Raw genomic sequence first — 20,315 nt, 5'->3', positions numbered from 1 at the left:
TTACTTGCGCAACAGCCTCAAACCGTTGAAAACCACCAGCAGACTGACGCCCATGTCGGCGAACACCGCCATCCACATCGTCGCCAGACCCGCGAAGGTCATGCCCAGAAACACGGCTTTGATCACCAGGGCGAGCACGATATTCTGCATCAGTATCGCCCGAGTCTGGCGCGAGAGCCTGACGAACGCGGGTATTTTACGCAAGTCGTCGTCCATCAGCGCCACGTCGGCCGTCTCGATGGCGGTGTCGGTGCCCGCCGCGGCCATGGCAAAGCCCAGTTCGGCACGGGCCAGGGCCGGCGCGTCATTGATGCCATCGCCAACCATGCCCACGCGGTGGCCTTGGGCATAAAGGGCTTCGATGGCCTGCAGCTTGTCGGCTGGCAACAGGTTGCCCCGGGCTTCGTCGATGCCCACCTGGGCGGCGATTGCCTCGGCCGTGTGCGGGTTGTCCCCGGTCAGCATCACCGTCTTGATGCCCAGGGCATGCAGCTGGGCTATGGCCTCACGGCTGGTGTCGCGCACGGTATCGGCCACGGCGAAGAAGGCCAGTGGGCCGCTGGCGTCCAGCAGCACCACCACGCTCTTGCCCTGACGCTCCAGGCTGTCGAGCTGCGTTTCCAGTGCCGGCGAGCAAAGGCCCAACTCTTCCACCAGGCGATGGTTGCCCAGGTGGTAGACCTGGCCCTCGATGCTGCCCCGCACGCCGCGGCCAGTCAGGGCCTGCAAGTCGGCCACTTCCAGCAACGCGTCACCCGCCTCCAGCGCCGGCCGGGCTATGGCCTGGGACACCGGATGGTCGGAGCGCGCGGCCAGGCTGGCGGCGATCTGCTCGGCATGCGTGGCGAATGCAGCCTTCAGGGGTACGAAATCGGTCTGCACGGGCTTGCCATGGGTCAAGGTGCCAGTCTTGTCCAGCGCCAGGTAGTCCAGACGGTGCCCCCCTTCCAGGTGCACCCCCCCTTTGATCAGGATGCCCTTGCGCGCCGCCGCGGCCAGGCCGCTGACGATGGTCACCGGCGTCGAGATGACCAGGGCGCACGGGCACGCGACCACCAGCAGCACCAGCGCGCGGTAGATCCAGTCGAACCAGGTACCGGCCATAAACAACGGTGGCAGCACCGCCACGGCCAACGCCAGGGCGAATACCGCGGGCGTGTAGTAGCGGGAGAAGTTATCCACAAAGCGCTGGGTCGGCGCCCGGGCACCCTGGGCCTGTTCCACGGCGTGAATGATGCGCGCCAGGGTCGAATTATCCGCCAACGCGGTTACCCGGTACTCCAAGGCGCCCGCCTGGTTGATGGTACCGGCGAACACCTTGTCGCCCACGGTTTTCTCCACCGGCAGACTTTCACCGGTGATGGCGGCCTGATCGACACTGGATTGCCCCGTCACCACCTCGCCATCCAGGGCGATGCGCTCGCCGGGGCGTACCCGCACCACGGCGTCCAGCGCGATATCCTTGGCTTGCTGTTCGGCCCATTGACCGTCCGCCTGGCGCACCGTGGCCCGCTCGGGGGTCAGTTGCAGCAGGCTGCCGATGGCGTTGCGCGCCCGGCTCAGGGAGCGAGCTTCGATCAATTCGGCCACGGTGAACAGGAACATCACCATGGCCGCCTCGGGCCACTGGCCGATCAGCAATGCACCCGTCACGGCGATGCTCATCAGGGCGTTGATGTTCAGGTTGCGGTTCTTCAGGGCAATCCAGCCCTTCTTGTAGGTACCCAGGCCACCGCTGACGATGGCCAGCAAGGCCAGCCCGGCGATCCCCCATTGCGGCACCATGCCGCTGAAATGGGCAGCCTCGGCCGCAACCGCCGCCACCCCGGACAAGGCCAGCGGCCACCAGGGCTTGCGAACGGGGATGCTGGCAGCGCCGGCCCTTTCGCCGTCCAATGGTTCGGCCTGCATGCCCAGGTCGGCGATAGCCGCGACGATCGCTTTGTCATCGGCCAGGGCATGGCGCACACCCAGCACCCGGTTGATCAGGTTGAACTGCAGTTCCTCGACCCCGGCCAGCTTGCCCAGGCGGTTCTGGATCAGTGTCTGCTCGGTAGGGCAGTCCATCTGCTCGATGCGGAACCGGCTGAGCCGCGCATCGGCGCTGGCCTTGGCGCCCAGGCGCACAGTGGCCGGCGCCTCGCTGGCGCAACAGCCACCATGGTCATGGCTGGCGTGAAGGCTCACGGCAGCATGGGCGTGTTCATGCTCATGCTCATGGTCGTGTTTGTGGTCGTGCTTGTGGCTGTGTGTGGGCTGGCTCATTGGTCAGGTCCGTAGAAGTGCCTATTGCCAAGTGAACACCCTGTAGCCACTATAGGGTCAAGCACCTTTGGAGGGCGCAGCATGAAAATCGGGGAATTGGCCAAGGCCACCGACTGCCAGGTCGAGACTATCCGTTACTACGAGCGTGAGCAGTTATTGCCGCCACCGGCCCGCACCGACAGTAATTACCGGCTGTACACGCAGGCCCACGTGGAGCGCCTGACGTTCATCCGCAACTGCCGTACCCTGGACATGACCCTGGACGAAATCCGCAGCCTGCTGACCCTGCGCGACAGTCCGCGCGACCAGTGTGAAAGCGTCAATGCCCTGATCGACGAGCATATCCACCACGTGCGTGCGCGCATCGACGGCCTGGTAGCGTTGCAGGCACAACTGCTGGAGCTGCGCCAGCGCTGCGGCACGGCGGGCAGCAACGACCAGTGCGGCATCCTTCAGCGCCTTGAGGTCAATGGCGCGGTCACGGCCCCGGAAGCTGAACACTCCCACGTGGGCCGCAGCCACGGTCACTGAGGCAGAGGGCTGGCGACAGCCTCCAGCACCACTTCCACCCGGCGGTTCTTCGCCCGCCCGGTGGCCGACTCGTTGCCAGCCAGCGGGTGGGTATCGCCGAACCCGACCGCTCGCAAGCGCTGGCCATCGACGCCATTGGCTTGCAGGTAGCGCACCACGGTCGCCGCTCGGGCACTGGACAGCTCCCAGTTGGACGGGAAGCGCGGGTTCTGGATCTTCTCGGCATCGGTATGGCCTTGCACCAGGATCGGCTGGCTGTTCTTGCCCAGCACCGCCAGCAACGGCTTCAGCGCATTGATGCCCGCAAGGCTCAGGTCAGCCTGCCCCGATTCGAACAGCAATTCGCTGCTCAGGCGAAAACTCACGGTCTTCTGCGAGATATCCACTTCGATGTCCTTGCCCAAGGCATCCAGGCCCAGATTTTTCGCCAACTCATCCGGGCCCGGTGGGGCTGGCGGTGTCGGCGGGGTGGGCGCTGGTGGCTCGACCGCAGCCGTCGTGGCCACCACCGGTTTCACCACCTGGGGCCGACCCAGCAGGGCCAGCCCGTGGGGCAACAGGCCCTGGCCCATGAAGGGCAAAGATGGTGGCGGTGGCGGCGGCACGGTGCTGTGCAGGCGAGTGCTGATGGCAAGCATCGCCATGGTCACCACCAGCAGCAGGGTCATCATGTCCAGGTAGGTCATCATCCAGCTGTCTTCGTCGCCTTCCACGGCCAGGCGGCCCAGGGCTTCCAGGGGCCGGCTCATGGCCCGACGCGCCCGTTCAGGCGCGGGGTAATGCGCAGCGGCTCACGGATCTCGTCGGCGTGGTGAGCGACGAACGTGCTCAGGGTTTCGCGAATCAGGCCCGGGCCGCGCTTGTTGCACATCATCGAAACGCCCTGGATCAGCATGTTCATCTGCAGCACTCGCTGTTCGGTACGACGCTCCAGTTTCACCGCCACCGGCTTGAGCACGAGGTTGGCGAGCAGCACGCCGTAAAGGGTAGTCATCAGGCCCACCGACATCTGGTGGCCAATAGTGACCATGTCGCCGTCGCCCAGCACGAACATCAAGTTCACCAGCCCCACGAGCGTGCCGAGCATGCCGAACGCTGGCGCGTAGCTGGCCATGACCCGAAACAGCTGCGCCTCGGCGCGCTCCTTGGCACGCATGCGCACGATGCGCCATTGCAGCAGCTCGATGATCTCGGCCTCCGCGGTCTTGTCGATCACCAGTTGCACGCCGGAGCGCAGGAAGGGGTTGCGGGTAGTTTCCAGGGCCTTTTCCACCGCACGCAAGTCATCGTCCAGCCACAACCGTGCCATGGTCACCAATTGCTCGATATCGTCATGGGCGTGTGCCGACTCCTTGCGCATCACCGTGGCAAACAGCCCCAGCACCCGGCGCACTTCGGCCAGCGGGTAACTCAGGCAGGTGGCGGCAAACGTGCCGATCAGCACGATGCCAAGGCTTGGCAGGTCGATGAACATCAGGGGGTGCTGCGCCGAGAACAACAGCAGCAAGGCCAGCAGGACCAGGCCAGAGAGCAGGCCGATCAGGGTCGAGGGATTCATCACAGGCTCCGGGAAGTGAACAGCGGCAGCGGGTTTTATAACGCGCGCGCGGGCGTTTCAAAGGCCCTAACACAAGGCGTTTCCCTATCGAAATCCGCCGACCGCCGCGACACCTGAAAAAAATCCGGTGGTTTTCTAAAGCTGACCAGGGTGTTGCCGATCTTCGCGGTTAAAAGGCCCAGGCCGCCAAAGACCTGGGCCCCAGGCCACCACCAAGAAGGAAGTGCAGCATGTCCGTCATCAATACCAACATTACGTCCATGATCGCTCAGAAGAACCTGAGCTCGTCGGAAAGCTCCCTGAGCACCTCCATCGAGCGCCTGTCCTCGGGCCTGAAAATCAACAGCGCGTCGGACGACGCCGCTGGCGAAGCCATCGCTAACCGCATGAGCTCGCAGATCACTGGCCTGGACCAGGCCAGCAGCAACGCCAGCGACGGTATCTCCCTGGCGCAGACCACTGAAGGCGCGCTGGACGAAGTGAACGACAACTTGCAGCGTATTCGTGAGCTGTCGGTACAGGCTGCCAACGGCACCAACTCGCAGTCCGACCTGCAGTCGATCCAGGATGAAATCACCCAGCGCCTGGACGAAATCGACCGTATCTCTTCGCAAACCGCGTTCAACGGCGTGAGCGTACTGGACTCCGACCAGACCATCACCATTCAGGTGGGCGCCAACGATGGCGAGACCATCGACATCAAGCTAAGCGAAATCAACAGCTCGACCCTGGGCCTGAGCGGCTTCAACGTCAACGGCTACGACGGTTCCGTCAGCGCAGCCTCGGTAGAAGACGAAGCCGGCAGCTCCCTGTCGCTGTCGAGCACCAACACAACCATCACTGACAAGTCGGGCACCGCCATCAGCTACGGCAGCGGTAGCACCGGTGGCACGCTGGTACAGGACGAGGACGGCGACTACTTCCTGCAAGTGGGCAGCGGTTCGAGCGCCACCTACTACGCCGCCGACGTAACAGTCACCGGCAGCGGCTCCACTGCCACTGTGGCGGTGAGCGTCGATACCGAAAACGAAGTGACCAAGAAGTCTACCAACACGCTGACCACTCTGGACTCGGCCCTGAACACCGTGGACTCGATGCGTTCGGACCTGGGTGCGGTGCAAAACCGGTTCGACTCGGCGATCTCCAACATTTCCACCACCGAAACCAACCTGACCTCGGCACGTTCGGGCATCGAAGACGTGGACTACGCCACTGAAGTATCGGCCATGACCAGCGCCCAGATCCTGCAACAGGCAGGTACCTCGGTACTGGCCCAGGCGAACTCCACCCCGCAGCAAATGCTGTCGCTGCTGCAGTAACCGCGGTAAGCGGAACAGGCCCCACCCGGGGCCTGTTCTTCACGCATCGCCGAGGGCCCAACCGCCCTACCCTAGTCTTTTCAACCGAATTCCATGGGGACCATCGAACCATGACGGCGCAACCCTTCAACTGGAATTTCCAAGGCCGGCTGGTCGCCCTCGACCAGGGTGCCGGCCTGGCGAGCCGCCCGGATTTCGCCGCCCTGATGGCCCTGGACGCCCTGAGCGTCATCATTTTCGACCCGGCCAGCCGCCTGCACGGCTCGCGCTTGGGCGAACACCCGCACGTACAGATTTTCAACGGCATCACCCTGGGTGATGGACGTCCATTGACCCTGCATGCCTGCCTGGACTCGCAACTGAGCAGTACGCGCGCGCCGCAACCGCTCACCACCTTGCCCACCCCTTTGCAGCGCGGCACCCAGGTACTCGCGCGCCTGCCGGTTCGCAGCGCCAGGCTCGACGACCTGGAAGGCCTCAAGGCCCTGGACTGGCTGGTGCTGGACGACCGCCACGACAACCTGGGCATCCTCCAGCACGCCAGCGCCACGCTGGGGCAACTGCTGTTGGCCCAGGTCAGCCTGTCGATGCTCACGCCCCACGCCGGGGATTTCGAGTTCGCCCCACTGTGCCAGCGCCTGGCGGAAAACGACCTGCGGTTCTACCGTTTCCACGCCCCAAGCCACCTCAGCCAGTTCCCCGCCGAACTGGCCCTGGCCGAACCACGGGCGACCCAGTTGCATAGCGTCCAGGCCCTGTTCATTCCGACCCCCGAGCGCCTGGCGCAGTTGCCGCCGCAACGCCGCCTGAAGCTCGCATTCGTTTTGGATACCGCCTACGGCCTGCATGACCTGGCCTATAGCCTGCTGGCAGGGGTAGACCAAGGCCAGGCCGCCGCCTACCTGCAAGCGCGCCACTACCTGCCAGCGGCCAGCCACGCGGCCACCACCTTCACGCTTACCGCCGAGTACAGCCCAGCGCCGTGGTAAGTGCGCGCTCGCTCAGCTCTCCAACCGGGGTCCACCATGTCTCGCACCGCCAGAAAAACCTGGAGCAACAAAACCGAAGACGCGGCCAACGCCTACATCAACAGTGGCCGTAACTTGCTCAAGCACCAGCGTACTGACGAGGCCATCGCCAGCTTTCGCCAGGCGCTGCCCTTGGCCCCCCGCAACGCCCGATTGCACGCGGACCTGGGCCTATTGCTGGCGAAACGGAAAAAGACCGCTGAAGCCCGCTTGCTGCTGGAGCGCGCCCTGGAGTTGGACCCCGACCAGGTACAGGTGCTGGTGAAACTGGGCGAGCTGCATAACCAGGAGGAGGACAGCGCACGGGCCGAAGGCCTGGTGCAGCGGGCCCTGGAACTGGCGCCGCGCAGTACTTCGGCGCGCTTGGTGATGGGCGTGATCCGCCACCACCAGGCACGCCTGCCCGAAGCCCTTGACTGCTACCGCGAGGCCTTGGCCCTGCGCCTGGAAAAGCCCATCAGCATCGCCCCCAAGGCCCCACGCGACGACTTCAACAAACCCCAGGTCGAGCAATTGCTATGGGACACCCTGGCCGCGCTGTGCCTGGCCGGTGTACATGCCTTCGCCGCCTACGGCACGCTGCTGGGCCTGACCCGCGAAGGCGGCCTGCTGCCGTTCGACAAGGACATCGACTTCGGCCTGCCCCACTGCGAGATAGCCCGCGCCACCCATTGCCTGATCCGCCATGGCTGGGTCGAGCCAGTCGGCTCCCACCGGCTCACCAACCCCAAGGCGTTCTACCACCCGGTCCACAAGATCTCCCTGGACCTGTCCGGTTTCGTGGTAGACCGCGGCGGCAACACCTGCACGGGTTTCTGGGTCAAGGACGGGCTGCAAGAGTGGCACCGCCAGACCCGCTACCCCACCCTGCACCTGAGCAGGGGCCGCACCCCCGACGGCCGACCGCTGTGGTATCTGGAGGATGCGGATACCTGGCTGACGGCCGTGTACGGCGACTGGCGTACACCCGATGCCTTCTTCGACACCGTGATCGCGGCGAAGAACCTGCAAAGCTTTTCCCTGCTGACCGAATGCTACGCCGTATCGCGAATCTACTCGCATATCGAGAGCGGCCACCTGCACAAGGCCCGGGCCCTGACCTGCCACGCACTGGCACACCGCCCCGAAGACAGCCTGCTGCTGGCAGCCCGGGCGGCGCTGGACAAGGTGCTCGCCTGATGAGCCGCATCGTCATCACCTACGGCACCTTCGACCTGTTTCACATCGGCCATCTCAACCTGCTGCGCAACTTGCGCGCCCTGGGTGACCGGCTGATCGTCGGGGTGTCCACCGACGAGTTCAACCGCCAAAAGGGCAAGCAGACGGTCATCCCCTACGCCGACCGTCTGGATATCGTGCAGTCGCTCAAGTGCGTGGACATGACCCTGGCTGAAACCAGTTGGGCACAGAAGGCAGACGACATTCGCCGCCTGGGCGTATCGGTGTTCGGCATGGGGGATGACTGGAAAGGCCACTTCGACACGCTCAAGCCACTGTGCGAAGTGGTGTACCTGCCGCGCACGCCGGGCATCTCCAGCTCAGCACTCAAGCACTGCCTGGCGCGGCCGGCGCCTGCGGCCTAATCGGCCAGGGCGTCACGCAGGCGCGAGACCGCCTGGCTGTGCAGCTGGCAGACCCGCGACTCACTGACGCCGATCACGGCGCCGATTTCCTTGAAGTTGAGCTTTTCCTGGTAATACAGGGCAAGCAGCAGACGTTCGCGCTCGGGCAACGCATCGAGCGCCTTGATGAACCGGTCCCGGTTGCGCTCCTGCACCAGCTCGACAAAGGGGGAGGCACCATACCCACTGCTGACACCACTGGCATCGTCTTCACCCATTTCTTCGATGGGCATCAGCTGGCAACCGTTGATATCCAGCAGCAACTGGCGGTATTGCTCCAGCGACAGGTCCATGGCCTGGGCGATTTCACGCTCTTCGGGTGCGCGGCCCAAAGCCTGTTCCAGGCGCCGGATGATGCCCTTCAGGGCACGGGCGTTGCGGCGTACGCTACGCGGGGCCCAGTCGCGGCTGCGCAGCTCGTCGATCATCGCCCCGCGGATACGCTGCGAGGCGAAGGTGCCGAACGTCGCACCCTGAGTCGTGTCATAACGCGCCAGTGCGTCCAGCAGGCCAATACTGCCGGCCTGTATCAAGTCATCCAGATCGACATTGGCCGGCACCCTGGTTTTCAACTCAAGCGCGTGCCGGCGTACCAGCGGCAGGTACTGCTCCAGCAACTCGCTTGATTTTAGTTTTCCCTGAGCTGTGTACATCCTGCAGGCCTGGAGTGATGAGGAAACCGAGGGCATGCCCGGCCACGCGGGTCACGCAGTGGCGGGCGGGTCATGGGCGCGGGCATTATTACTGCTTACCCCGGGTAGGTAAGGGCGGAATAGCCGTTGCGTTTGGTGGCTTTTCTGCCAATTGAACTATTTCAGCCGGGAGAGGTCTTGCTGGCGCTCTGCCACGACCAGCAGCTCCACCCCCAGAAATCGCGCAGTGGCATGGCACAGGTTGTCGACCTGGGCGCGGCGCGCGGCCAGGCCGCCATGCAGCAGCAACAGGCGACGAGGGCCGCCGGCCAACGCCAGGCGCCGCACCTGCAAGTAGGCCTGCCGGCAGTCGTTCGGCCCCGCGCCCAGCCAGAGGCCCCAACGCGGGTATTGGCGCGCCCATTCAGCTACCCGTGGGCCATCGGCCGCCAGCGCCAGCATGTGCCAACGCGACGGCTCACCCACCCAGCAATGGCCTGCCGCCCGCCAGCGCTGCAGCGTGGCCTGGGCCTGGCGCACCACAGACGGCGGCCCGACCACCACCAGTGTCTGCTCGGCACCGGTGGCTTGCAGGGCCTGACGCTCGGCCCAGCGTCTCAGGCCCTGAGCCTGGTCACTCATGCGCCAGTTGCACCAGGGCGGCACGGGTGGTCAGCAGGTGCAGCAGGCTTTCCAGCAACACCAGCGGGCTGCACGCACGGCGCTTGCCGGACAGTTCCAGCAACTGTTGGCGCACCACCGGTCCCCACTCGGCCTCCACCTGGTCAAGGTGGCAGGCGCAGGCAGCCAGGGCCGTGGCCAGGAACAGGCGCAGGTCGGCGTTCACGGGGCCGTGCCGCTCACCCAGGATATTCCATGCCCTCAGGGTCAGCGCCGGCAATGACTCGCACACTTGCAGGCGGCCCAGGCTGGCGACCTGTTCGGCCAGGCTGCCAACGCTGTCCGCCAGCCAGTAGCGCTGGCCCAATACCTGGTCGTTGTCGCAGTGGCGCAGGGTGCCAAACCAGGCGCGCACCTGCTGCCCAGGAGCGCTGGGCAGGCTGACCGGCAAGTGCGCCAGCTCCAATCTTACCCAGCGGCCGCGCTGGCGCAGGGCATGGCAGCCATGGGCGACGCCGCGTTCGACCAGTTGCGCCAGCGCCAGGGATTCGCCCCCCTGCATCACCCGCTGGCCGCGCTGCACGCTGGCCACCCACGGTTGCCCGGCGTTTTGCAGGCGTTGCAGCAATTCGCGGCTGGGGTTGCCCGGCCACAGGTGGCTTCTGGAGCCCAGTGTCGTGGTGCTCCATTCCAAGCGCTGCTGCGTGCCGATGGGCAACGGGTGCGCCAGCCACGGGCGAATCTGCAAACTGCCTTCGGCGGTAAAACTCAACACCGGCATTTTCCAGGTGGCGCCCACTACCGGACGTTCCGCACCCCAGAGGATCTGACGGTTCGCCGCGTGGCCCACCGGGGCGTCGGCCAATAGCTGGGCAAGCGCATGACTTTGCCCGGCGGGGGCCAGATCAGCCATGTGCCAGGCATCTTCCAAAAGGGCGAAGTCATTGATCTGCCGATGCAGGCTGGCACGCAGGGTGCCCAGCAACCTGCCGTGGCCGAGCATGTTGCGTGCCAGGGTGTCGAGCTGCTGCCCCTTGCCGTTGCCGGGCATGGGGTCCGCGCCGTACAGGGACGGTCGCTCGCGCTTCAGGGCCTGGCCCATCAGCGCCGGCGGGTCAGCCAGGTGCAGGTCTTCCGGCACTTGCTGGCCGGTGGACAGGTAATTGAGCCGCAGGTCGTGGCGTATAAGCACGTCCAGCACTGGTCCCAGGCGCGGGGCTTCGTCGCATTTGCTGATGATGCAGTCGCGCAGTGTGGTCCCAGCACTCAGGGCGGCACGGCGGTAGGTGTCCACCACTTCGTCCAGGGTGTCGCCATGGCTGGCGGCGTTGAGCACCAGCATCAGCCGCACCAGGCTGTCGCCATTGGCCAGGCGCTTGATCTGCGCCAGCAGGCGCTGGTCGCGCTGGCTCATGCCTACAGTATCAATGATCACCAGGCGCTTGCCGGTGAGGCTGGCGAGCAATTGCTCGATATTGTCCTCGGCCCCCAGGGCATGCACCTCGCCGCCCAGCAGCTCTGCGTAAATGCGCAACTGTTCGTGGGCGCCGATGCGGAAACTGTCGGTGGTCACCAGCGCCAGGCCACCGGCACCGTGGCGCATTACAAAGCGCGCCGCCAGCTTGGCGGTGGTGGTGGTCTTGCCCACGCCAGTGGGGCCAACCAGGGCAATGATGCCGCCCTCTTCCATCAGCGGGCCATCGTCGGGCAATACCGATAGCCGCGCGCCCAGGCGTTCGGCCAGCCAACGCGCGCGGCCAGGGCCATCCAGGGTGGGCAATGCCGGGGTGCCGTCCAGCAATTCCTGGCTCAGGCAGTGGCTGAAGCCGCTACCCAGCAGGTCTCGCAGCAATGCCTGGCGGCTGTCGTCGGCGGGTGGCTGTTGCTGCTTGAGCAGTTGGCGCATCTGGTCCATTTCGCCGCGCAGTAGCTGGCTCAGGGCGGCGAAGTCGCCGGCGGGCATGGGGGCCTCGGAAGAGCTCGCGGGCAAAGCAGCGCCTGCCACCTGCCTGGGTTGAATGGCAGGCGCATCCTGCGTGGCAGTTGGTTCGCCAGAGGGCCGCGCAGGGCCTCGCGGGTCGCCAGTGCTCATGTGCGCATAGGCGGCCGCCGCGCGGCGCGGGCTGAGGGGCGCAGGCTGGATGTCATCAGCCACCGCCATGATCTCCACCCCCTCCTCCACACTGCGGCTGGACAGGATCAGCGCGTCCTCCCCCAGCACCAGGCGCACCTGGTGCATGGCCTCGCGGCTGTTGGCCCCGACAAATCGTTGCATGCCCATCAATTACCCCCTCCGATCAGGCTGGTTATACGCAAGGTCCGGCCTTCCGGAATTTCCGCCAATGACATCACCACCAACTGGCGCAGGCGCCGACGCAGGAAGCGCGCCAGCAACGGCCGCAATTTGCTTGGCACCACCACTACGGCGGGGTGGTTGCCCACTTCCTGACGGGCCAAGGCAATTTCGGTCTGTTGCATCAGGTTGTCCGCCAGGGTCGGCTCCAGGGCGCCACCACTGGTGACGGCTTGCAGCAGCACTTGCTCCAGGTTGGAACCAAGGCCAATGGCATGCAGCTCGGTCTGGTTGGGGAACCACTGCTGGGTGATCGCCCGGCCCAGGGCCACGCGTACCACGGCCGTCATTTCCTGTACGTCAGCCTCGGGCTGGGCAGTGACGAACTCGGCAAGGGCATCAAGAATGCTGCGCAGGTCACGGATCGAGACCTCTTCTTCCAGCAGGTTCTGCAGAATGCGCTGCAAGGTGCCGAGGGAAATCAGTTTGGGGACTACCTCTTCCACCAGCGCCTTGTTGTCCTTGTTGAGCTTGTCCAACAGCTTCTGCACCTCGCCACGACCGAGCATGTCCTTGGCGTGCAGGTACAGCAGGTGGTTGAGGTGGGTGGCCGCCACGGTGCTGGCGTCGACCACGGTGTAGCCGAAGATCTGCCCGTGTTCGCGCATGCTCGAATCGATCCAGATGGCCGGCAGGCCGAAGGCCGGGTCAACGATCACCTCACCTTCCAGCTTGCCGCTGACCTGGCCCGGGTTGATCGCCAGCCACTTGCCGGGGAACAGTTCGCCCCGCCCCACTTCCACGCCGTTGAGGCTGATGACGTAGGTGTTGGCCAGCATGTCGACCTTGTCACGCACCCGCACCACCGGTGGCAGGAAACCCACGTCCTGGGCGAATTTCTTGCGCACGCTCTTGATGCGCACCAGCATCTCGCCCTGTTGGCGACTATCCACCAATGGAATCAGGCGATGGCCGACGGTCAGCGCCAAGGTATCCACCAGGCTGACGTCGTCCCAACTGGCTTCTGAGCTTTGCGACGCGGCCTTGGGCACCACCTGTTCTTCCGGCGCGGCGGCCTGGGTCCGGTCGCGCTTGCGCAGCCACCAGCCGAGCCCGCCAAGCAGTACGGTGAACAGCAGAAACACCAGGTTGGGCATGCCAGGTACCAGGCCCAGCAGGCCGATCACCGCCGCGGTGAGGATCAATACCTGGGGGCGGATGAACAACTGGCCGATCATCTGCTGGCCCACGTCCTCCTCGGTGTTGACCCGCGACACCGTGACGCCGGCGGCGATCGAAATCACCAGCCCGGGGATCTGGGCCACCAGGCCATCGCCGATGGTGAGCATGGTGTAGGTGTGCGCAGCGTCAGCGAAGGCCATGTCGTGCTGCAGCATGCCAATGATCAGGCCACCCACCACGTTGACGCCCATGATCACCAGGCCAGCCATGGCGTCACCGCGCACAAACTTGCTGGCACCGTCCATGGAACCGTAGAAGTCAGCTTCCTGGGCCACTTCACGGCGACGCTTGCGCGCTTCCGGCTCGCCGATCAGGCCAGCGTTGAGGTCCGCGTCAATGGCCATCTGCTTGCCGGGCATCGAGTCGAGGGTAAAGCGCGCACCCACTTCGGCGATACGCCCGGCGCCCTTGGTGATCACCATGAAGTTGATGATCACCAGAATCAGGAACAGCGCCATGCCGACGGCGAAGTTGCCGCCCACCAGGAACTCGCCGAACGCCTCGATCACGCGGCCGGCGGCGTCCGGGCCCTGGTGCCCCTCCATCAGCACCACCCGGGTGGAGGCCACGTTCAGCGATAGGCGCAGCAAGGTGGTGAACAGCAGCACTGCAGGGAACGCCGAAAAGTCCAACGGCTTTTCGGTGAACATGCTGACCAGCAGCACCATGATCGCCAGCGCGATATTGAAGGTGAACAGCAGGTCGAGCACGAAGGGCGGCAGCGGCAAAATCATCATGGACAGGATCATGACGATCAGCACAGGGCCGGCCAGCAGTTTCAGGTCGGCCTTGGCCAGCCAGGAATCGGGGCCCAGCAATTGAGTCATGGCGTTCATGGGTTGGGTGTTTCCTCGGCGGTGGCCCCCAGGGGGCCAGGCTGATCCATACCGGCGGGCACCAGCAGGTTTTTCGGTTTGGGCGGCATCAGGCCGCCGGTTTCACTGACACGCTTGAGGCGCATGGCCCAGGCCAGCACTTCGGCTACAGCGGTGTACAGCGAGCCGGGAATTTCCCGGTCGATGTCCACGTGGAAATACAGGGCACGGGCCAGGGCCGGTGCTTCGAGCATGGGGATGCGGTGCTCGTCGCCCAGCTCGCGGATGCGCGCGGCCACTTCGTCGGCACCCTTGGCGATAACCCGTGGCGCCGACATCTTGTCCTGGTAGGCCAGGGCCACGGCGTAGTGGGTGGGGTTGGTGATGATCACGTCGGCCTTGGGTACCTTGCTCATCATCCGTGAGCGCGCCATCAGCTGCTGCTGGCGGCGAATGCGCGCCTTGATGTGCGGGTCGCCATCGGTATCCTTGTGCTCCTGGCGCTGTTCCTCGCGGGTCATGCGCAGCTTCTGGTAGTAGGTGTAGAACTGGAACGGCACATCCAGGGCCACTACCAGCACCAGGGCTCCGACAACCAGTGCGCAGGCTTTGGCCACCAGGCCCATGGCCGTTGCCAGGGCCAATTCCACCGGCATGCCGGTGAGGTCCAGCAGCAGGCGGGCGTGGCTCTTGAGGAACAGCACGGCCACGCAGCCCACCAGGAAAGCCTTGGCCACGGCTTTGCCGAGGTCGGCCAGGGCTCGCAGGGAAAACATCCGCCCAAGGCCTGCGATGGGGTTCATGCGGGCGAAGTTGGGCTGCAGCGCTTTGAGGGTAATCACCAGGCCGCCCAGCAGCATCGAGGCCACGACCCCGGCCAGCATCAGTACCAATAGAAACGGCATCACGGTCAACAGCCCGAGTTGGCCCAGCCCCAGAGCGGCCTGAACCATGCGGGTACTATCGAATGCCTGAGCGCGCTCGAACAGCAGGCCGTGCTCGAGTACCTGGCACAACTGGCCGTAAAACCAGCCGCCCCCGCCCCATAGCGCGGCCACACCGGTCAACAGCACCAAAAACGTGTTGAGCTCACGGGAGCGCACGACCTGGCCCTGTTCACGGGCCTTCTCGATCTTGCGCGGTGACGCCGATTCGGTTTTATCTTCGTTGCTACTGTTTTCCGCCATGGCGGTTCATCGGCTTTTGATAAGGCCGGTATTTTGCGCAGCCGGCCGCCCGGCCCATCCTCGGAACAAACGCAGAATTGGGGCGTATTTAGGGCAATGGCCGCCGCTGCGCCCCCTGTGGAACCAGGTCATTCGTTGCGGCTGAGAATTTTCCGAGCGACCTGACTGTCCAGCACGGTGATTTCGATACGCCGGTTCGCCGCATCCGGCGGCGCTGCGTCGCGGGTGGGAATGCGGTCGGCCATGCCCGAGATGCGCAGCAGCTTGCCCGAATCCAGACCACCACTGACGAGCTCCACGCGCGAGGCCTTCGCCCGGTCGGCCGACAGTTCCCAATTGCTGTAACCCGCCTCGCCGCCCGCATACGGGTGGCTGTCGGTGTGCCCGCTGATCTGCACGCTGTTGGGCAACTCGTTGAGCACCGGGGCGATGGTGCGCAGCAAGGTGCGCATGTATGGCGCCACCCGTGCGCTGCCCAGCTCGAACATGGGCCGCTGCTCGCTGTCGATCAGTTGCAGGTTAAGGCCTTCGGGGGTCAGTTCCATGAGGATCTGCTTGCTCAGGTCCTTGAGCGCCGGGTTCAGCTGGATCACCCGCTGCAAGCGCTGGCGCAACGCGGCCAGACGCTTGAATTCTTCCTCGGACAGCGGCCGTGCCGGCAGTTCGATGGGGTTGAGCGAAGTCTCCTTGAACGCCAGCGCCGGGGTGCCGCCAGGGATGGGGTTTTCGCTGCGATTGATGGCGCTGAGCAGCGGCGTGCTGAAGTAGTCGGCCACGGCGTTTTTCTGCGACTTGCTGGCGTTGGACAACACCCACAGCACCAGGAACAGCGCCATCAGCGCGGTCATGAAATCGGCGAAAGCGATTTTCCAGGCGCCGCCGTGGTGGCCGTGGACAGCGCTTTTGCGCCGCCGCATGATGATAGGGCGCTCGCTCATCCCAGGGCCATCGCGCCGACTGACGTACCGCGCACGTAGCTTTCCAGTTCCAGTGCGCTGGGCCGCTCACTGTGGTGCAGGGCCTTGCGGCCGAACTCGACTGCCAGCATCGGTGCCATGCCCTGCAGGCTGGCCAGCAACGTCATGCGCATGCACTGCAACATCTTCACGGCCTCGGCCACCTGGCGATCGACGCGGCTGGCCAGCGGCGCGATGACGCCATAAGCCAGGTAGATCCCCAGGAAGGTGCCCACCAGCGCATGAGCGATCATCTCGCCCATCAGGTCCGGCCCCACATTCACCGCGCTCAAGGCCTTGACCACGCCCATCACCGCGGCAACGATGCCGAACGCCGGCAATGCATCGCTGACCTTGTACAGGGCATCGGCAGGAATATGGGCTTCGTGCTCGAACGCTTCGATTTCATGCAACATCAGCTCGTCCAGTTCATGGGGCTGCATTTGCCCGCTGAGGATCAGACGCATGTAATCGGTGATGAACGTGATGATCATCGGGTCGTCGAGCAGTTCGGGGTAGTCGCTGAACAGCGGGCTTTGCTGGGGCTCGTCAATATCCCGCTCGACCGCCAGCATGCCTTCGCGCCGGGCCTTGCCCAGCAGGTGGTAAAGCAGCGCCATGACTTGCAGGTAGCAGGCCTTGTCGTAGCGGGTGCTGCGCTTGAGCCGTGAAACCGTGGTGAGGGTCGCCTTGATCGCCTTGCCGTTGTTGGCCGCGATGAAGGCCCCCACGGCCGCGCCGCCGATCATGAGCATTTCCGTGGGCTGGTACAGCGGCCCCAGGCTGCCGCCCGACAGCGCGAAGCCACCGAATACCGACAGCAGGATAGCGATAAGTCCTAGAGCGATGAGCACAGGCCGTTCCTTTTATGACGCCAGGGGTGACCTGGGCAAACATCGGCGCTCGAGGGCCCAACTTTAACCACGGCCGGTCACGCCCTTCGTAGCAGCGGACCTGGCCACGTCGGCGATGCATACGGTACACCTGACACCCCGCAGCGCCGCTTGTCAGGCGTTGGCCTGGCGCATGGGCGCTTCGTCTTCCAGCTCTTCGTTCTCGCGGCGCTTGAGGGTTTTGCCGGCCCGCGAAGGCGGCTGGCAAATACCGCATACATAGCGCTGGGCCGGGCCGTGGGAGTGGGCCACGAACTGGCCGCTGCACGATGAACAGCCCACCAGCTCCAGCATGTCACTTTCGAAGAAACGCACCAGCGTCCAGGCACGGGTCAAGCCCAGCACCACTTCGGACTCCTCATCGCCGCCCACCTGCTCAAGGTACAGCCGGTACGCCTTGATGAAGGCCTCGATGCGGTCGCAGCCAATTTTGGTCAGGCGCAGGTAAATGCCATAGAACAGCGAAGAATGAATGTTGGGCAACCAGGTCACGAACCAGTCGGTGGAAAACGGTAGCATGCCCTTGGGCGGCGATACCCCGCGCACCTCCTTGTACAGACGGATCAACCGGCCACGGCTGAGGCTGGTTTCCACTTCCAGTACCTGCAACCGCGCCCCCAGTTCGATAAGCTCGATGGCCAGCTGCACCTGGAACATTTCCTCGACCAGGCTTTTTTCAGACATGCGTCTGCCCCACACGTCCTCCCGTGTCGCCCCCGACATCGACCGACGCCATCAGCAACGACGAGTGAATTTCCACCAGGCCCAGCTCCCGCGAATTGCCCAGCACCCGCGACAGGCACTCGGCTTCATCGAAAACCGGGCGGCAGACCAATTGGTTGATGCGCGCCAACTGGGTAAGCTGCTTGCTGGTCAACTTGACCAGCAGGTCGGCCATGCCCTCGGTCAACTTCAGGCGGAACATGGCGGTAGCGCGGTCCTTGCGCAACAGGCGCTGTACCAGCAACAAATAAGAGAAATTCAGATCCTGAATATCTTCCAGACCTCGATCAGCGTTCAGCACTTCCCACTCCCCTGTACTTTTCGCACTCTTCAATTCAACTGACGTGAATGGTTTGGTTCAAACACACCGCCCTAGCGGCAACTTGTCGCAGCCCTGACTCAAACTTCCGGACGCACAACCGATCTAAATAGTGGCCTAACAGTGGCAGTTGGCCTGTATGCCTTGCCCTGTCCGCGCTTTAAACGCCCAGCCAATATAAGTGCGCCCAGGTGACTCTGACGGTCGGCCAGGCACTTGCGAACTTCAACTTCCAACTCCAGGATCTGCTTGATCAATTCAAACTTGCGCCGACGGTGTTCTTCGTCCAGCTGGACCCCCGCCTCCTGGCGTCGCAAGGTTTCCTCATCGATCAACCCCTGGGACTTCAACAGCAGAATCTCTGCCCAGTCCCCCTGCAACGCACACTCATGCATGCGTTGCGACTGCGCCAGCAACCGCTCGTACGACTCAACCACCTGCGCTTGCGACATCGCCATCCTCCCCCTCGACTCGAGGTCCTATCTGCCGCCACGCGGAACCAATGTTTTCAATCAGGCTTGCTGCCACATTCAGGACCTCCTCGTCGTTATGCAGATTGGCCCGCAATAACAGCCGCACCACCGTGTCGTAGAGCTGGTCCAGGTTGGCGGCGACCTCGCCGCCGCGCTCCATGTCCAGCGAACCGCGCAGTCCGCGGCTGACGATCTTGATGGCAGACGTGATGGCCTTGCCTTTGCCCGCCATGTCGCCGACCTGCATGTGCAGCCGGGCCGTGCGGATAGCGGCCTGGTAGCTGTCGAACAACATCACGATCCGTTGGTACGGGGAGGCAGCCAGAATGCCGCTCTCCAACCCCACCGCCGCGTAGGCATTTGCTCCGCGCAATACACTCACAACCTCGCTCCCATCTACTGAGGATTAATCATCACTGCTCAACGCATCGAATTGGGTGGTGAGGTAGTCCGCTGTCGAATCAAGCTCGGAAATCAGGGTGTCCAGGGCCGTGAATTGCTCGGTATAGCGGTCCATCACACTGTCGATGAAGTCCTGCTTGTCTTCGTATTTCTCTTCAAGGTCATCGAGTTGATCGTTCAGGTCATTGACCACCGACACGATCGAGCCATCGTCCTCGTCCAGGAACGTGTCCAGGTCGGTCGCCATCTGGGTGGCGAACCCCGCCGTATCATCGGTACCCACGAAGAAATCGGTTACGTCGCTGAGGTTGTTGGTAACCGCGTCTTCCAGCGTGTCGTCGTCGATGGTCAGGGTGCCGTCCACTTCCAGGGATATGCCCAACTGGGAGAGGTAGCTGAACGTGCTGTTGGAAATCGAGTTGTACAGGTCCTTGCTCAAGGTGCTGTCGACACGCCGGGTGGTGGAGTCGCCCAGCAGGGCGCCCGCCGTGTCGTCGTCGGCGTCGTACTCGGTCAGCGTGTCCATGGTCGAGGCGTACGAATTGTAGGCGTCGACGAAATCGTTGATGGCATCGATGATCGAGTCGGTGTCGCGCTTGATGGTCAAGGTCGAGGTACCCGTGTCGGTGACGCTCAGGGTCACGCCCTGCAAGGCTTCCTCCACGGTGTTGCTCTGGCTGGTCACGCTCAGCCCGTTCACCGTCAGCAGGGCATCGGCCGCCGCGACAGTCTCGGTCATGTTGTTGCTGTCACTGTCGGCGCTGTAGCCGAACAGGTCCGCGGCGTCACCCGTGCCGTCGTACGTCACGGTCATTTCCGATTCGGTGCCGGTGTCGTTCGAGGTCAGCACCAGGCGGTATGGCGTGTCGCTACCATCGTTGACGATGGACGCCGTGATCGAGCCGCCGGCGTCATTGATGGCGTCGCGGATACCTTCCAGCGTGTTGTTGCTCGACGTCAGGTCGATACTGATGCTTTCGTCGTCACCTACTGTAATAGTCAGGGTACCTGTACCCAGCGCTGTTGTAGAATCGGCGATACCATCGGTGGCCAATGTCTGCGCGCTGGCCAGTTGGCTGACCACGATCGAGTAGGTGCCGGCCACCGCATCGCTGGTCGCGGCGGCGGTCACGCCGGTGCCGCTGACGCTGCTGGTCAGGGCATCGTAGGTGTCGGCGTCGGCGAGGGTTTCGACGGCGGTCTGCAGGCTGGTCAGGGCACTGGTCAAGGTGCCGTAGGCAGTGATTTCGGCGTTGATGTCGTCTTCCTGGTTCTCGATCGGCGTCAGCAGGCTTGTTTCCTGCGCTTCCTCGAGGCTATCGAGAATCGAGTCCAGATCCAGCCCCGACCCCACACCCAAAGAGGTAATGGTTCCGCTGGTAGCAGAGGAGGAAGAAGTGGAAGTGGTCGTCGTCATATAGTCCTCACAGGTCCGC

Annotated in this window: 20 protein-coding genes; 5 read left to right on the top strand and 15 right to left on the bottom strand. The window is 64.1% G+C overall.

Annotated elements, in window-relative coordinates; translation table 11 throughout:
* Entirely contained in the window at positions 1 to 2,265 is a 2,265-nt protein-coding gene (locus QBK88_RS00595; RefSeq protein WP_277960492.1) for a heavy metal translocating P-type ATPase, read from the bottom strand.
* An 81-nt stretch (positions 2,266 to 2,346) separates the two neighbouring features.
* Between QBK88_RS00595 and cadR the strand changes: the two genes are divergently transcribed.
* Complete coding sequence (gene cadR, locus QBK88_RS00590) at positions 2,347 to 2,796, top strand: Cd(II)/Pb(II)-responsive transcriptional regulator (RefSeq protein WP_277960491.1); 450 nt, start codon at positions 2,347 to 2,349, stop codon at positions 2,794 to 2,796.
* On the opposite strand, the gene QBK88_RS00585 is transcribed toward cadR, so the two are convergent.
* Complete coding sequence (locus tag QBK88_RS00585) at positions 2,790 to 3,545, bottom strand: OmpA family protein (protein ID WP_277960490.1); 756 nt, start codon at positions 3,543 to 3,545, stop codon at positions 2,790 to 2,792. The two genes, cadR and QBK88_RS00585, sit on opposite strands and share 7 nt — an antisense overlap.
* The gene (locus tag QBK88_RS00580) at positions 3,542 to 4,354 is read right to left on the bottom strand and encodes a MotA/TolQ/ExbB proton channel family protein (protein ID WP_277960489.1); all 813 of its coding nucleotides are present in this window, start codon (positions 4,352 to 4,354) and stop codon (positions 3,542 to 3,544) included. Before QBK88_RS00580 ends, QBK88_RS00585 begins: the two co-directional genes overlap by 4 nt.
* 230 nt (positions 4,355 to 4,584) lie before the next feature.
* On the opposite strand from QBK88_RS00580, the gene QBK88_RS00575 reads away from it, so the two are divergent.
* From QBK88_RS00575 to QBK88_RS00560, 4 genes are all read left to right on the top strand, one after another.
* Positions 4,585 to 5,673 (top strand): FliC/FljB family flagellin, encoded by a 1,089-nt coding sequence (locus QBK88_RS00575; protein WP_268147354.1) that lies wholly within the window; start codon positions 4,585 to 4,587, stop codon positions 5,671 to 5,673.
* Between the two features lie 110 nt (positions 5,674 to 5,783).
* Positions 5,784 to 6,662, top strand: coding sequence for a hypothetical protein (locus QBK88_RS00570; RefSeq protein WP_277960488.1), 879 nt, complete (start codon positions 5,784 to 5,786; stop codon positions 6,660 to 6,662).
* 36 nt (positions 6,663 to 6,698) lie between these two features.
* On the top strand, positions 6,699 to 7,880 hold the full coding sequence (locus QBK88_RS00565; protein ID WP_277960487.1) for a tetratricopeptide repeat protein: 1,182 nt from the start codon (positions 6,699 to 6,701) through the stop codon (positions 7,878 to 7,880).
* On the top strand, positions 7,880 to 8,284 hold the full coding sequence (locus tag QBK88_RS00560) for an adenylyltransferase/cytidyltransferase family protein (RefSeq protein ID WP_277960486.1): 405 nt from the start codon (positions 7,880 to 7,882) through the stop codon (positions 8,282 to 8,284). Before QBK88_RS00565 ends, QBK88_RS00560 begins: the two co-directional genes overlap by 1 nt.
* Here the strand turns inward: QBK88_RS00560 and QBK88_RS00555 are convergent.
* From QBK88_RS00555 to fliD, 12 genes are all read right to left on the bottom strand, one after another.
* The gene (locus QBK88_RS00555) at positions 8,281 to 8,976 is read right to left on the bottom strand and encodes an RNA polymerase sigma factor FliA (RefSeq protein ID WP_268147345.1); all 696 of its coding nucleotides are present in this window, start codon (positions 8,974 to 8,976) and stop codon (positions 8,281 to 8,283) included. The two genes, QBK88_RS00560 and QBK88_RS00555, sit on opposite strands and share 4 nt — an antisense overlap.
* 156 nt (positions 8,977 to 9,132) lie before the next feature.
* A complete protein-coding gene (locus QBK88_RS00550) occupies positions 9,133 to 9,597 on the bottom strand; it encodes a hypothetical protein (RefSeq protein WP_277960485.1) in 465 nt (154 codons plus the stop codon).
* Positions 9,590 to 11,851 carry a flagellar biosynthesis protein FlhF gene (gene flhF, locus QBK88_RS00545; protein WP_277960484.1) on the bottom strand — a complete coding sequence of 754 codons (2,262 nt, stop codon included), beginning with the start codon at positions 11,849 to 11,851 and terminating at the stop codon, positions 9,590 to 9,592. The genes QBK88_RS00550 and flhF overlap by 8 nt, the downstream gene beginning before the upstream one ends.
* A gap of 5 nt (positions 11,852 to 11,856) precedes the next feature.
* Positions 11,857 to 13,947: a flagellar biosynthesis protein FlhA gene (gene flhA, locus QBK88_RS00540; protein ID WP_277960483.1), complete on the bottom strand. Its 2,091-nt coding sequence runs from the start codon at positions 13,945 to 13,947 to the stop codon at positions 11,857 to 11,859.
* The gene (flhB, locus tag QBK88_RS00535; protein ID WP_277960482.1) at positions 13,944 to 15,113 is read right to left on the bottom strand and encodes a flagellar biosynthesis protein FlhB; all 1,170 of its coding nucleotides are present in this window, start codon (positions 15,111 to 15,113) and stop codon (positions 13,944 to 13,946) included. The genes flhA and flhB overlap by 4 nt, the downstream gene beginning before the upstream one ends.
* Positions 15,114 to 15,241: 128 nt before the next feature.
* Positions 15,242 to 16,051, bottom strand: coding sequence for a flagellar motor protein MotB (motB, locus tag QBK88_RS00530; RefSeq protein ID WP_277960481.1), 810 nt, complete (start codon positions 16,049 to 16,051; stop codon positions 15,242 to 15,244).
* Positions 16,048 to 16,923, bottom strand: a complete 876-nt coding sequence (gene motA / locus QBK88_RS00525) for a flagellar motor stator protein MotA (RefSeq protein ID WP_277960480.1) — start codon at positions 16,921 to 16,923, stop codon at positions 16,048 to 16,050. The genes motB and motA overlap by 4 nt, the downstream gene beginning before the upstream one ends.
* 153 nt (positions 16,924 to 17,076) lie before the next feature.
* Positions 17,077 to 17,646 carry a flagellar transcriptional regulator FlhC gene (flhC, locus tag QBK88_RS00520; RefSeq protein WP_268147329.1) on the bottom strand — a complete coding sequence of 190 codons (570 nt, stop codon included), beginning with the start codon at positions 17,644 to 17,646 and terminating at the stop codon, positions 17,077 to 17,079.
* Positions 17,639 to 17,986 (bottom strand): flagellar transcriptional regulator FlhD, encoded by a 348-nt coding sequence (gene flhD, locus QBK88_RS00515; protein ID WP_277960479.1) that lies wholly within the window; start codon positions 17,984 to 17,986, stop codon positions 17,639 to 17,641. Before flhD ends, flhC begins: the two co-directional genes overlap by 8 nt.
* 98 nt (positions 17,987 to 18,084) lie before the next feature.
* A complete protein-coding gene (locus QBK88_RS00510; protein ID WP_268147325.1) occupies positions 18,085 to 18,456 on the bottom strand; it encodes a flagellar protein FliT in 372 nt (123 codons plus the stop codon).
* Positions 18,434 to 18,859 carry a flagellar export chaperone FliS gene (gene fliS, locus QBK88_RS00505; protein ID WP_277960478.1) on the bottom strand — a complete coding sequence of 142 codons (426 nt, stop codon included), beginning with the start codon at positions 18,857 to 18,859 and terminating at the stop codon, positions 18,434 to 18,436. The genes QBK88_RS00510 and fliS overlap by 23 nt, the downstream gene beginning before the upstream one ends.
* A gap of 24 nt (positions 18,860 to 18,883) precedes the next feature.
* A complete protein-coding gene (gene fliD, locus QBK88_RS00500) occupies positions 18,884 to 20,296 on the bottom strand; it encodes a flagellar filament capping protein FliD (protein WP_277960477.1) in 1,413 nt (470 codons plus the stop codon).
* Positions 20,297 to 20,315 lie beyond the last annotated feature (19 nt).

The organism is Pseudomonas sp. RIT-To-2 (genome assembly GCF_029623465.1).
GTDB classification, from domain to species: domain Bacteria; phylum Pseudomonadota; class Gammaproteobacteria; order Pseudomonadales; family Pseudomonadaceae; genus Aquipseudomonas; species Aquipseudomonas silvicola.
The sequence above is the reverse complement of the archived record's forward strand: the minus strand, read 5'-3'. Positions and strand labels throughout refer to the sequence as shown.

Bases quoted from the DNA above. Each gene is read 5' to 3' on its own strand.
- QBK88_RS00595 (WP_277960492.1), bottom strand. From the start codon at position 2,265: ATGAGCCAGCCCACACACAGCCACAAGCACGACCACAAACACGACCAT.
- cadR (WP_277960491.1), top strand. From the start codon at position 2,347: ATGAAAATCGGGGAATTGGCCAAGGCCACCGACTGCCAGGTCGAGACT.
- QBK88_RS00585 (WP_277960490.1), bottom strand. From the start codon at position 3,545: ATGAGCCGGCCCCTGGAAGCCCTGGGCCGCCTGGCCGTGGAAGGCGAC.
- QBK88_RS00580 (WP_277960489.1), bottom strand. From the start codon at position 4,354: ATGAATCCCTCGACCCTGATCGGCCTGCTCTCTGGCCTGGTCCTGCTG.
- QBK88_RS00575 (WP_268147354.1), top strand. From the start codon at position 4,585: ATGTCCGTCATCAATACCAACATTACGTCCATGATCGCTCAGAAGAAC.
- QBK88_RS00570 (WP_277960488.1), top strand. From the start codon at position 5,784: ATGACGGCGCAACCCTTCAACTGGAATTTCCAAGGCCGGCTGGTCGCC.
- QBK88_RS00565 (WP_277960487.1), top strand. From the start codon at position 6,699: ATGTCTCGCACCGCCAGAAAAACCTGGAGCAACAAAACCGAAGACGCG.
- QBK88_RS00560 (WP_277960486.1), top strand. From the start codon at position 7,880: ATGAGCCGCATCGTCATCACCTACGGCACCTTCGACCTGTTTCACATC.
- QBK88_RS00555 (WP_268147345.1), bottom strand. From the start codon at position 8,976: ATGTACACAGCTCAGGGAAAACTAAAATCAAGCGAGTTGCTGGAGCAG.
- QBK88_RS00550 (WP_277960485.1), bottom strand. From the start codon at position 9,597: ATGAGTGACCAGGCTCAGGGCCTGAGACGCTGGGCCGAGCGTCAGGCC.
- flhF (WP_277960484.1), bottom strand. From the start codon at position 11,851: ATGCAACGATTTGTCGGGGCCAACAGCCGCGAGGCCATGCACCAGGTG.
- flhA (WP_277960483.1), bottom strand. From the start codon at position 13,947: ATGAACGCCATGACTCAATTGCTGGGCCCCGATTCCTGGCTGGCCAAG.
- flhB (WP_277960482.1), bottom strand. From the start codon at position 15,113: ATGGCGGAAAACAGTAGCAACGAAGATAAAACCGAATCGGCGTCACCG.
- motB (WP_277960481.1), bottom strand. From the start codon at position 16,051: ATGAGCGAGCGCCCTATCATCATGCGGCGGCGCAAAAGCGCTGTCCAC.
- flhC (WP_268147329.1), bottom strand. From the start codon at position 17,646: ATGTCTGAAAAAAGCCTGGTCGAGGAAATGTTCCAGGTGCAGCTGGCC.
- QBK88_RS00510 (WP_268147325.1), bottom strand. From the start codon at position 18,456: ATGTCGCAAGCGCAGGTGGTTGAGTCGTACGAGCGGTTGCTGGCGCAG.
- fliD (WP_277960477.1), bottom strand. From the start codon at position 20,296: ATGACGACGACCACTTCCACTTCTTCCTCCTCTGCTACCAGCGGAACC.